We start from the raw sequence: 12,580 nt of genomic DNA on the forward strand, positions 1-12,580 counted from the left end.
GCAGAACCAAATTCAAAAATTGTGATTAAAGACCCTGCAGGTAATGTGATTGGAACAGGAACAACGGATCCAACGGGTTCATTCTCTGTAAGTTTAATTACACCACAAAAAGATACTCAAAAATTAACAGTGAATGCATTAGATGCTGCTAATAATAAATCACCAGATGCAACAGTAACTGCGTTGGATTTAACCCCACCTGCAGCACCGACTAACTTGGCTGTTGTGCAAGAGGGTAGTGTTGTCACAGGTAAAGCAGAACCAAATTCAAAAATTGTGATTACAGACCCAGCGGGTAATGTTATTGGTACTGGAACGACAAATGGTAATGGTCAGTTTGTCGTTTCGTTAAATTCTGCGAAGATTAATAGTGAAAGCCTAAGTGTCCAAGCTGTTGATGCATCCAACAATAAATCTCCAAATGCAAAAGTACAAGCGCCTGACTTGACTGCACCAGATTTAGGAACTTCTGTATTTAACGGTACAGGCACACAAGTATCTGGCACGGCAGAAGCGAATAGCAAAATTACAGTTAAAGATGTCACAGGTAAAGTGATTGGTACAGGTGTAGCAGGAACTGATGGTAAGTTTGTTGTAAACCTAGACAAAGCTTATGGTAATGGTGAAAAAGTAAATATTTCTGCAACTGATCTAGCGGGCAATATGAGCCTACCTAAAGCAGCGACAGCACCTATTTTATTACAAGCGAAAAGCAATGTAGTGCACGCTGATATCGATTTGGGTTATACCACAACAACGTCTAGCTATTCTGAAAGTAAAGGCTTTGGTTCGATTGTCAAATTTTTAGGCATTTCCATCTTTGGAAAACCTGCGGCAGAAATTAACTTTAATGTAAGTGATACGCAGGCAACTTCTGTAGATATTAGATCAACCAATACGGGTTTAGCTACTCTTTTGGATTCTACGCGCGTTACTTTGTACAAAGAAAGTGCAAATGGTACTTGGGAAAAAGTAGTTTCGAGTACTGATACTGGTTTGTTTGATGCCTTCTTTTTCTTTTTTCCAGAACAAGCTCGCCTTAAAACAGTAGATACTTTAGCGCAAGGTAATTATAAAATCATTGCAGAAGACCTATCATTATTTAGCTTTATTTCTTTGAATAGTCTGAATGTGACTTATAACACCACAAATAAATCGTCATTGCTTGAAGCACAAAAAGTTAATACTGTATCGGGTAATGTTTTAATTGATGATGTAACGACTGCAGGAACTTTAGTTTCTAAAATTGTAAATTCTGATGGTAAATCTGTAGATGTATCATCAACTGGTACAGGCTCAACTTTAATTGGTAAGTTTGGTACATTGGTCATTAAAGCAGATGGTTCGTATTCTTATACGCCAGCGAAAGATGCCAATAATATTGGAAAGGTAGATACATTTACCTATACCATTAAAAATGCCAGTGGTAATAGCTCTGAAGCAAAAGTTTATGTGCAAATTGGTTCTGATGAAGTGTCTGTACAATGGGATGCGACTGACCCGTCTAAACAAGGTAAATTATTAAAATTGTTTGATGACCAAGATATGGTCAGTTTGAATGTATATAAATCAACGCAAACATCTTCAAGTTCAGTAAATTCAGGTGAATTGATCGCTTATTATAAGAAAGCATCGGTGGTAACGTCAGACACCTTTACTATTGGAGCTGATAAAATAGATTCATCGATTAAAGTCGCAGTTAAGGCGGGTTATGATAAAGGGTATAGTGGTACACAATATACAGCGTATCAAGATGCCGACGACACGACATTTAATTGGCAGTTGCAGAAATATAATAATGTAACCAAAGCTTGGGAAGATGTTGCAGGTGCTGCAGGTTCTAAATATTTTAACTCTTATACAAGTTCTATTAAAACAGGTACTGAGTTATTTAATGCAGATATCAATAATATCACACAGCCAGGTGACTACCGAGTAAACTTTAAAGCTGATACAGGTACAGGCGGTTGGTTTTCTAATCAAGAATTTGCAACAAATGTGACTGTCACATCGAAAGCTGCAACTGATAACTGGTATCAAGAAAGTTACGGAAAAACATCAGGTAATATCTTTACAGGTGTGAGTGTCGAAACAGATAGTATAGATAAGTTAGGTCTAGGTAATAAGCTTTCAATCTCTACAGATGGCGGTGTGACTTTTAAGGACGTCACGACTGCAGGTATTACTGTTCAAGGTCAAAGTGGTTCATTAATCATCAAAGCCGATGGTAGTTATGATTATACGCAGACAGCTTCGAGTGTAACTTCTGAAAACTTTATTTATAAAGTAACCACTAATGCTGGTGAAGTTGCAACAGCAAAACTTGCGATTGCTTTTGAAAGTTTTGTTCATGGTACAACCGGTACGGATACCTTTACATCAGACTCATTGTTACATGTATTAACTTTAGGTGCTGGCGCTGACACTGTTAAGTTTACTGCTTTCAATTCTTATGAAGCTCATCCAGATATTTGGACAGATTTTTCCAAAGCAGAAGGTGACAAAATTAATGTATCGAGTTTATTGAGTGGTCATGGTGTAAATTCATCGAATATCAGTCAATATGTAACAATTCAGCAAAGTGGTAAAGATGCTGTAGTAAAAATTGATTTGGATGGTAGTGGTACACAGTACACGGCAAAAAATTTGGTGATCTTAGAAAATACGACAACTAGTCTAGATGAGTTGTTAAAAGGTAATAATATTATTTTCTAATTGAAGCAATTTTAAAATAACCGAATACTCGTGTTCTGAATTATAAATAAAAAGAGAGTTCCGACTCTCTTTTTATTCTTACCTAGAGAGTGGTAGAATATGTAAATTGAAAATAAAAAGATCCATCAAAAGTTATAAGATATTTAGGTGCTAATCTTAAGTATTGAAATATATAGGAATAACGTAATGAAACTGTAATTGTTGAAATAAGTATATGATTGAGTTTTATAATTTGTAAAATAGATCTTTGGTGCAGAATAATTTAAAATAATTCATCGCCAATAATTAAAAGCTTTTCTAGGTGCAGTTCGCGAATGTTAATAGCTAAAAAGCCAGCGCTATTTTTAAAAAGTTTAAGTGCAGTAAGTCTATTTGTTTTATTACAAAATTATGGACATACGCAAGAAACGGGCTATTTAAAAAATATCAAAAAAAGTGTTTCAGGTTTCATAAAACCTAAAGATGATCAGTCATTTAGAATTGCTCAACTTCAACAATTATCAGACTTTAATTTTCAACCTGATGATCAATTCAATGAGCCATTACCAGTTGTGCAATCGCATATCGGGCAAAAGGCAAATCTGAATAATTTATATTTAGAAAATACTCAAAAGAATACACCTTATTTTGCATCTACAAAGATATTGAGTATAGAAGAAGCCGTTCAAATTGCGGTGAAGAGAAATCCGAATATTTCACAGTCTATTTCAACATTAGCATCTCAAAATGCCAATATTGATGTCGCAAAGGCGCAATATTATCCTCAACTTAAAGCAGGAATGAATACTGGGGATTTTACCTCGACAGATAAAGGTCGTCAGCTTTTTTCAATTGAAGCAAATCAGATGCTTTATGATTTTGGTAAAGTTAAATCCAGTGTATCTACTCAACAAAATAAACTAGCCGTTGAGCAAGCCAATGTTTTGATGAGTATTGATGAAATATCAACTCAAACGGTACGTGATATTTTGGCATTGTTGCGTTATCGAAATATTATAAAAATTGCGCAAGACCAATATAATGGTGTAAGTCGTTTGCATGAAATTGCACGATTAAGAGCAGAAGCAGGTATTAGCAGTAATGCAGATCCGGTTCAGGCTCAGAGCTATGTTGAATATTCACGTTCATATTTAATTACGCAACAAAATTTCTTAAAACAACAAGAACAGAAGCTTAGAACTTTATTGGGTTTTGATGTCAGTGGAACAGATTTTAATATCCCAGATGAATTTGTAAAATTATCAGGTTTATATGAAGAACCTGTGTTGAATAAAATTCCTGCCATGATTGCTGCAAAAGCAGAAATTGATGTAGCACAAAGTCAGAAAAATCAAACGGAACTGAGTCGCTATCCAACCATTTCTTTAGTGGGATCAGTCAGTAAAGCATTGAATGGGCAGCATCCAAGTACAGGGATAGAAAATGATACGGATAGTGCAGTTTCAGTGCAAATGAGCAGTAATTTTTATCAGGGTGGCGCAGTTGGGTCACAAGTTAAAGCAGCAAGTTTTGCTGAACAAGCAGCACGTGCGAAGTTAAATGCAACATATCTCAATATTATCGATCAAACACGAATTGCACGTGAAAATATCGAAAATACAGATAAGCAAATTTGGGTTTTGATGGATCGTGAAAGATCGACTGCCAAAACTCGCGAGCTATATGAATAACAATACAAATTAGGTAAGCGATCAATTTTGGACTTATTAAGTTCTGAACAATCTTATCAAAGTTCAAAAATGGAAAGAGAGTCTGCACGTTTTGATATTTACGATACGATTGCGGTATTTATCAATGTGTCAGGTAAAAGTAGAAATGCTTATCATCTAAATAATATTCAGATTCAGGGGTTTGAAGTTCAGCCATGAATAAAACATTAAATTATCAACCTTGGCTTCAAGCCATTATTACGGTTGCTCAGCATTATCGAATTCAACCCTCTGAAGAACAAGTCCGCCTTCAATTGGATTGGAATAAATACAAAGATATAGATGACATGTTGGCGATCATTACCCGACAAGTCGGCTTAAATGTTCGTAAAGCAGATTTTTCTACAGATGTACTTAATCCTTGGCGGTTGCCTGTTGTTATTGAGTTTAATGATGGACAAGTGGCTGTCATTGAAAAAGTAGATAATCAAGGCAATGCCAGTCTACAGCTGAGTGGTGACCAAGGGCTTTCGCAAACCTTTAATTTGCATGAGCTTCAAGCCAATACGAAACGCGTTTATATTTTTAGACCAGAAACGTCTGTTCCAGATGCACGTATTGATGAATATATTAAACCGTATGAAAAAAGCTGGTTTTGGGACATCGTTTTAAAAGACTGGAAGCGTTATACCGATATTATGGTCGCATCCATGATTGCCAATATTTTGGCATTGGCAACGATTATTTTTTCAATGCAAGTCTATGACCGAGTTGTCCCATCACAATCTATTCCTACATTGTGGGTGTTGGCAGGGGGGTGCTGATTGCCGCAGTTTTCGAATTTGCTTTGCGGATTGCACGTGTTCATCTTTCCGATATTATTGGTAAACGCGCAGATTTAAAAATTTCTGATCGTGTTTTCGGACATGCACTTAGGATTCGTAATAAAGACCGTGCACGTTCAACAGGTTCATTTATTTCACAAATTCGTGAGCTTGAAGGTGTTCGAGAATTGGTCACGTCGACAACAATTAGTGCAATTGCAGATTTACCTTTCTTCTTCTTGTTCCTTGTTATTTTCTGGATTATTGGCGGAAATATTTTTTGGGTTATGCTGTTGGTAGTACCTTTAATGGTTGTCCCTGGCTTTTTGGTACAGAAAAAATTGGCGCAGCTGGCGACTGAGGGGATGCGTGAATCTTCGATTCGTAATGCAATTTTGGTCGAAGCAGTCCAAGGTATTGAAGATATTAAATTATTGCGTGCAGAGGCGCGATTCCAAAATCAATGGAATCATATGAATGAAGTTTCTGCTGAAATTAGTATGCGTCAACGGAAAATTGTCGGTTGGTTGAATGCGTGGACGCAGAAAATACAAGGTCTAACTTATGCCATTGTAGTTTTGGTGGGCTGCTTTGCAGTGATGAAAGGTGATATGACCACAGGTGCTTTGGTTGCATGTTCGATTTTATCTTCACGAATGCTGGGACCTATTGCACAAATTACAGGTGTATTGGGACGTTGGCAGCAAGCGAAAGTTGCAAAAAATGGCTTAGATGAATTAATGCAAAAACCTGTTGATCGTCCCGATCGCGCGCAATTGATTCAACGCAAAGTCATTTTAGGTGATTATGATTTTAAAGGTGTAGTGTTTAAGTATGGAGAGGAAGATCCTCGTCCGACATTGGTCATTCCACAATTAAAAATTAAAGCGGGTGAAAAAGTTGCAATTTTAGGGCGAAACGGTGCAGGTAAATCGACCTTATTGCAGCTGCTTTCAGGTATGCAGTTGCCTATACAAGGGGCAATAGTACTAGATGGAGTTGATCAGTCATTATTAGATCCAGATGATATCCGCCGAGATATGGGTTTATTGAATCAAAATGCCCATTTATTTTTCGGTACAATTCGTGAGAATTTAACCTTAGGTGCGCCATTGGCAACTAATGAAGATATTATTCGTGCGCTCCAAATTACCAATGCTTTGGACATTGTCGAGCAGAAAAAAGAAGGCTTGGATCACTTAGTTCTTGAGGGTGGCGTTGGTTTTTCTGGTGGGCAAAAGCAAGCATTGCTACTGGCGCGGTTAATACTCAGAAACCCTAATATTGTGTTATTGGATGAGCCAACAGCTTCGATTGATGATGTCTCTGAAAAAATATTGATACAGCATTTAAAAGAATGGTTGGGGCATCGTACTTTAGTTGTGGCGACACATCGTCCTGCAGTATTGCAGCTTGTGGATCGTATTATTGTGGTGCATGAAGGGAAAATCATCAAAGATGGTCCTCGTGATGCCATTCTAAATCCTGGCAATCAACCCAAAGCAGGAGGAGCTTCAGCATGAGTCAACAACAAGATGAACAAAAAATAGAAGTTCAAGACGCTCAACCTGCTCCTGTTGAACAAGCAACCAGTACAATGAATCGTCCAACTAATCCCTCTGCACTGAAATTTTCAGAACCGCCTTTACCCAAGGCAAGCTTTATTATTTGGATTGTTGCAATTGGATTGATCGTTTTTATTGCTTGGGCATGTTTTTTTAAATTAGAAGAAGTGTCTACAGGTACGGGTAAAGTAGTCCCTTCTTCTAAAGAGCAAACCATTCAGTCTTTAGATGGAGGTGTGGTCACAACACTTGATGTTAAAGAAGGGGATATTGTTCAAAAAGGACAAATTCTTGCCCAGCTTGACCCAACACGTTTTGAGTCACAAGTGGGTGAAAGTCAGTCTAAGCTGACTGCAACTCAAGCGACTGCTGCACGTTTAGAAGCGGAAGTGAGCGGAACTGCAATTATTTTTCCAAAATCAGTTTTGGCTGTTCCGAGTTTGGTTCGTGAAGAAACTGCACTTTATACATCGCGTCGTGCAAACTTGAATGAATCAATTGCAGGATTGAAAAATGCATTAATTTTGGTTCAAAATGAATTACAAATGACACAACCCTTAGTTGCCAAAGGTGCGGCTTCGGAAGTTGAAGTTTTACGTTTAAAGCGCGATATTAATAATTTTGAAAATCAGATTAATGATAAGAGTAATGACTACTATGTGAAGTCACGTGAGGAATTGGCGAAAGCAAATGCCGATATTCAATCATTACAACAAGTGGTTGCTGGTCGTAATGACTCCGTGACCCGTTCAACCTATAGAGCGCCTGTACGAGGTGTTGTGAAAGAAATTGCAGTCACGACGATTGGTGGTGTCATTCCTCAAAATGGTAAGTTAATGACGATTGTTCCGATTGATGAGCAGTTACTGATAGAAGCGCGGATTTCGCCAAAAGACATTGCATTTATTCATCCAGGGCAGGCTGCTTTGGTTAAAGTCACTGCATATGATTATTCAATTTATGGTGGCTTAGAAGGCAAAGTTACTGTTATTTCTCCAGATACTATTCGTGATGAAGTTAAACAAGATCAATTTTATTATCGTGTTTATATTCGTACCGATAAAGATAAGTTGGTGAATAAAGCAGGTAAGTCTTTCTCCATTGCACCAGGTATGGTTGCGACAGTTGATATTCGTACAGGTCAAAAAACCATTATTGAATACTTGTTGAAACCATTTAATAAGGCAAAAGAAGCTTTACGCGAGCGATAGGCATCCAATATTCAAGAAGTCGCCTCAATGGCGACTTTTTTATGATGTGCAGATTAATTTGAAATACTCTTGGGATTAAAAAGCCTAAAGATGTTCTAAATTACATGCTCGCTTAAATTGTTTGTAAAATAATTAATAATTAATATAAAAAATAACTGTATTTTCAGTTATTTATATCTCTTGAGTGGTGATATTTACCTATTGGAATAGTTGATTCCTAGGCATTATCTGCATTGTATAGGGGGGATTCAGCTTAAAGTGACCAAACTTACTTGCATGATGAACACTGGAAATAATTTTTAATAAAAAAAAGCCCCTATCTTTCGATAAGGGCTTTTTAAATTTGGAGCGGGAAAAGAGACTCGAACTCTCGACCCCAACCTTGGCAAGAGTCACCGACATAAAATACACTAAATAACATAATTGGTATTTTAATAAACTCTATATATAACAGTTATATAGAGTTTTTATTTTGTGTGGTGTAATTTAAGGTAGGGTGGGGTACTTTGATTTTTGGTCACTAATTTATTTTGATAATCAACAATAATAACCAACATACACATGCTTAATCTAAAGGTGTTTTACTGACTGGTATAATTTTATAATGAGAGGGGGTGTTGCCTGGGGCTACGGTTTCTGTTTTGCCTTTTGGCGTAAGACGTACAAATATAAGCTTTCTACTTTTTCACGTGCCCATGGTGTGGTACGCAAGAATCGCAATGATGATTTAACACTTGGGTCTATGCAAAAACATCTAATTTCAATTTTACGACTTAAACCTTCAAAGCCACCGTAGTAATCCAATAATTCATCCAAAATGTCAGCAAGTTTTTTGCCGTGTAAAGGGTCATTGGAGTTGTTCATAATAGATCAATCGTATTTTGGGTGGCCATTATTATAACCTGGGCTAGTTGGAAAACTAGAGAGTTGGAATGTAAGTAATGATGGACTGAATAGCCACCAAAATTCTGGAGCACACCCAGCCATCGGGTGATGCATCATATATATGACTTGGTAATCCCATTTGCTGTGTAGGAAAGTTTTTTCTTAATGGGTCACCTTTTAATGGAAGTAGGTAAGAGGAAAGCTCTAAACCTTTACGGATCGCTTCAGCACTGTATTCAAAGGCAATTAATGGTCGACCTGTGATTGCTGTTGAGGAGACCAGTGTACCCTAAAGCCAATATTCACCCCATCCATTGTAGTAAACATTAAGTTTTTTGAGCATGGATTTATTTCCTTTTGATACGTTGGCGAGCCGTATTGCTCTCATAGCGAAGAATATCATCTACACTGTTTAAATTAGGTTTGAAGAGTTCCTCTAATTCTTGTAATCGGCCTAGGACCATGGCAACGCGTACTAAATTTTCAAATGAAACATTTCGACCTGCTTCCAGATTGGATACTGTATTCACACCAATACCAGCACGTGCAGCAACATCTGCCTGAGTCATTTCCAGATAAAGTCGTTCTTTACGAAGCCTCTCACATAATAATCCAACAACTTCTTCAGGTTTTCTGAATTTTAAATCCATAATATTGGGTCTTATGTCCATATATGTCTATTAAACCACAAAATAATGGAGTTATAAAATAAACAGTTGATCGGTAAGAAGGTGCTTTATTGGCCTGATTAGATCCTATTAGATTAAAGAAATCTAATTAGACATTTACAATCTAATGGAATCTAATACAATCTATGGTAATAAATAAATCATTGCCGAGTAATTAAAATGATGACCATCTCCAATGACCCTTGGCACTTTCCACGTACCGAACTGGCGAAACAAATTTTAGGCATGTTTGAGACTGGACTAGCTAGTTCTCTGACTTTTTTTGCCCCACGCCGGATGGGAAAAACTGAATTTTTACGAAAAGATATTACGCCCCTAGCAGAACAGCTTGGATGGCGCGTTTTTTATTTCAGTTTTTTAGATGCAGGCCTGCATAGTGAAGGGCAGTTTGTAAAAGCTCTTGATGAGTTTTCAAAACAAAATGGCTTAATGGGGAAAGCCACACATTGGATTAAAAATATTGGTTCTTTAAGTACAGAGGTGGCAGGGGTAAAAGCTGAAGTGACACTTTTACAAGGACAAGTGAATTCCAGTATTTTGTCTAGCATTACTAAACTGGCTCAGCAGGGGAAACCTATTTTACTGTTACTTGATGAGATTCAGGCTTTAGCTAGTTCAAAATATAAAACCACGATTGCCAGTTTACGTACCGCTTTAGATATGCATAAAGAAACAATTAAGGTGATTTTTACTGGTTCAAGTCGAGAAGGCCTGAGACAAATGTTTTCTGTAAGTAGTGCTCCATTTTTTCATTATGGACAGAATTTACCTTTTCCAAATCTAACAAAAGCATTTACAGATCATCTGGCAGATGTATTTAATCAAACAACAGGACGTAGTTTGAATAAAGAAATTTTATGGCATGCTTTTTTAGATATGAAGCAAAGTCCTCAACTAGCAAGATCATTAGTGGAGCGTTTAGCCTTAAACCCAATGCTGGCTATAGATTTTGCAAAGGAACAGCTTATAGCCGATACAATGGGGCATCGTGACTTTTCGGGATTATGGGGAGAGTTTAAGTTATTAGAACAGCTAATTTTAAAAGCCATAGCGGAATCACAAGTTGAACTTTATAGTAGTCAATTTAGACAACATCTGGCTGATTCCATTGGTGTAGATAACATTGCGGTATCAAGTATTCAATCGGCCCTACGTTCTTTATCAAAAAAACAAATTATTTTTAAACCAGAAAATGGTACTTATGAAATCGAGGATGCTCTTTTTAAAGAATGGATTATGGATGAAGCATAATTTTGAAAACTCACTTGGATAAAAATAATACTTTACCACTATAATAAGTATATAATAGGCAAAACCGCCTATACTTTACTATTTAAATAGAATTATGAATGATTTTTGCTCTGTCCAACTATTTCTGAATAATCAATGGATCGATTGTGCCACTATTGAAGTAATAGGTGAAAAAGCTAAAGGTTGGAAAGCTAGCTGCGGAACATATTATTCAATGGATTATGCAATTGAACATATGGGGTTACGAGATGGTCATGCTGTTTCAAACCATTATCCGATTAATTTAGAAAGCAATATTGAGCCTACGTGGCCAGCTTTTCTAATTGATCTATTACCTCAAGGATATGGTCGAAAAGAACTATTAAAAAAACTTGGTCGCCCTGAGTATGAAGAAGAGTCGGCAGATTGGTCATTGCTTAAAGTAGGAGCGAGCAACCCTATTGGTAACTTAAGAATAAAAGAAGCTCATGAATGGCTTTTAACCCAACATTCAGATCAGTTAGTACAAGGATTTTCAATACAGGAAATTATCGAACGTAGTGAAGAGTTTCTTGAGTCATTATCATCTTTTGGACTATTTATCTCTGGATCATCTGGCGTTCAAGGCGAGTGGCCAAAACTATTACTCACACAAGGTCATGATGAGTTATTTTATCTTGATCATACCTTACCTGATGAAATGGCTAAACAGCACTGGTTGGTTAAATTTAGCCGAGGAACGGATCAACGTCTAAACAAAATTTTGAATCAAGAACCCTTATATATGCAAATAGCAGCATATTTAGGATTGCGAGTATTTAGACCTCTAGAATTACATGGAAGAACTTTATTTATTCCACGTTTTGATCGGCAAGTGGTTGATAACCGTGTTGAAAGAATAGCCCAAGAAAGTTTAGCTTCTTTTAGTGGAAAAGCTGGCTTCGGAGTAAAAATGTCTCATAACGAAGTCTGCAAAATTATCATGAATTATTGTACGGATCCAGAAACAGAAATTCTTGAATATGTAAAAAGAGATTTAGCCAATATCGCTTTAGGAAATAAAGATAATCATACCCGTAATACGGCATTTCAAAGGCTTAACAATGGCGATATTCAATTAACGCCTTTATTTGATTTTGCCCCTATGTGGCTACATCCTGATGGAATCGCGAGATCTACTCGATGGGAAAAAGACGATAACAATTGGGCTTCAATTGCTCATCAAATTGTAGAATGCAGTTCTTTAACCATAGAACAAATAAAATCTGTATTTTCTGAACAATTACCTTTGTATCAAGGGCTTTTAACCCATATGAAATCTATCGGGATAGATGATGAAATTCTAGAAAATTGTGCATATCGCATTGAAGGTATTTGCGCACAATTAAAGGAGATTTGTCATGGATAAACGTTTTATTCCACTCTCTCAAATAGAGCAAATTAGAAAAAGACAATATGTCTTAGAAATGATTCAGCTTAATCCAGACTGGCCGATACATGTCATTGCAAAATTCATTAGAACAGAGCTGCATCTGACATTACATGAAATGTCCAAGATCACTAAAATTTCGCTTCAAACTTTACAGAAGCTCGAGCGATCAGATGCAAATCCAACCTTAGAAACAATGCTAAAACTTTTAACCCCATTTGGTTTAAAATTAACTGTCGTGAAGAAATGAGAACTTTCTATCAGGATATTTTCGACCTTAATGATCTGTTTAACTTCTCTGATTTGATTGTCTTTACTCACAATATTCCTATTGAGTGAGTCGAATCTGTGCTCAGGTTGAGCAGTTTGGCTACTTTTCTGAA

Annotated in this window: 7 protein-coding genes and 3 pseudogenes; 7 read left to right on the forward strand and 3 right to left on the reverse strand. The window is 36.8% G+C overall.

Going from position 1 to position 12,580, the window contains the following annotated elements; translation table 11 throughout:
- From ACG94X_RS16195 to ACG94X_RS16210, 4 genes and pseudogenes are all read left to right on the forward strand, one after another.
- Positions 1–2,715 (forward strand): BapA/Bap/LapF family large adhesin (locus tag ACG94X_RS16195; RefSeq protein ID WP_419384724.1); only part of this gene is annotated, 2,715 nt, incomplete at its 5' end.
- A 314-nt stretch (positions 2,716–3,029) separates the two neighbouring features.
- Positions 3,030–4,583 (forward strand): annotated as a pseudogene (locus ACG94X_RS16200) (TolC family protein).
- Positions 4,580–6,711 (forward strand): annotated as a pseudogene (locus ACG94X_RS16205) (type I secretion system permease/ATPase). Before ACG94X_RS16200 ends, ACG94X_RS16205 begins: the two co-directional pseudogenes overlap by 4 nt.
- A 74-nt stretch (positions 6,712–6,785) precedes the next feature.
- Positions 6,786–7,964 carry an HlyD family type I secretion periplasmic adaptor subunit gene (locus tag ACG94X_RS16210; protein ID WP_419384732.1) on the forward strand — a complete coding sequence of 393 codons (1,179 nt, stop codon included), beginning with the start codon at positions 6,786–6,788 and terminating at the stop codon, positions 7,962–7,964.
- A gap of 627 nt (positions 7,965–8,591) precedes the next feature.
- On the opposite strand, the gene ACG94X_RS16215 is transcribed toward ACG94X_RS16210, so the two are convergent.
- The 3 genes and pseudogenes from ACG94X_RS16215 to ACG94X_RS16225 form a co-directional block, all read right to left on the reverse strand.
- Complete coding sequence (locus ACG94X_RS16215) at positions 8,592–8,828, reverse strand: VF530 family protein (RefSeq protein WP_004647809.1); 237 nt, start codon at positions 8,826–8,828, stop codon at positions 8,592–8,594.
- 115 nt (positions 8,829–8,943) lie between these two features.
- Positions 8,944–9,132 (reverse strand): annotated as a pseudogene (locus ACG94X_RS16220) (type II toxin-antitoxin system HipA family toxin); the annotation flags it as partial.
- A 64-nt stretch (positions 9,133–9,196) separates the two neighbouring features.
- Entirely contained in the window at positions 9,197–9,499 is a 303-nt protein-coding gene (locus tag ACG94X_RS16225; RefSeq protein WP_002058191.1) for a helix-turn-helix transcriptional regulator, read from the reverse strand.
- Between the two features lie 198 nt (positions 9,500–9,697).
- Between ACG94X_RS16225 and ACG94X_RS16230 the strand changes: the two genes are divergently transcribed.
- From ACG94X_RS16230 to ACG94X_RS16240, 3 genes are all read left to right on the forward strand, one after another.
- A complete protein-coding gene (locus tag ACG94X_RS16230) occupies positions 9,698–10,789 on the forward strand; it encodes an ATP-binding protein (RefSeq protein ID WP_419384725.1) in 1,092 nt (363 codons plus the stop codon).
- Positions 10,790–10,883: 94 nt separating this feature from the next.
- Positions 10,884–12,176: a type II toxin-antitoxin system HipA family toxin gene (locus tag ACG94X_RS16235; RefSeq protein WP_419384726.1), complete on the forward strand. Its 1,293-nt coding sequence runs from the start codon at positions 10,884–10,886 to the stop codon at positions 12,174–12,176.
- Positions 12,169–12,447, forward strand: coding sequence for a helix-turn-helix domain-containing protein (locus tag ACG94X_RS16240; protein ID WP_053579060.1), 279 nt, complete (start codon positions 12,169–12,171; stop codon positions 12,445–12,447). The genes ACG94X_RS16235 and ACG94X_RS16240 overlap by 8 nt, the downstream gene beginning before the upstream one ends.
- The last annotated feature ends 133 nt before the right edge of the window (positions 12,448–12,580 follow it).

The organism is Acinetobacter psychrotolerans (assembly GCF_048552595.1).
Lineage (GTDB): Bacteria > Pseudomonadota > Gammaproteobacteria > Pseudomonadales > Moraxellaceae > Acinetobacter.

What these genes read in the sequence shown, in the direction of transcription:
- ACG94X_RS16215 (WP_004647809.1), bottom strand. Translation starts at nt 8,828, where the DNA reads ATGAACAACTCCAATGACCCTTTACACGGCAAAAAACTTGCTGACATT.
- ACG94X_RS16210 (WP_419384732.1), top strand. Translation starts at nt 6,786, where the DNA reads ATGAATCGTCCAACTAATCCCTCTGCACTGAAATTTTCAGAACCGCCT.
- ACG94X_RS16230 (WP_419384725.1), top strand. Translation starts at nt 9,698, where the DNA reads ATGATGACCATCTCCAATGACCCTTGGCACTTTCCACGTACCGAACTG.
- ACG94X_RS16225 (WP_002058191.1), bottom strand. Translation starts at nt 9,499, where the DNA reads ATGGATTTAAAATTCAGAAAACCTGAAGAAGTTGTTGGATTATTATGT.
- ACG94X_RS16240 (WP_053579060.1), top strand. Translation starts at nt 12,169, where the DNA reads ATGGATAAACGTTTTATTCCACTCTCTCAAATAGAGCAAATTAGAAAA.
- ACG94X_RS16235 (WP_419384726.1), top strand. Translation starts at nt 10,884, where the DNA reads ATGAATGATTTTTGCTCTGTCCAACTATTTCTGAATAATCAATGGATC.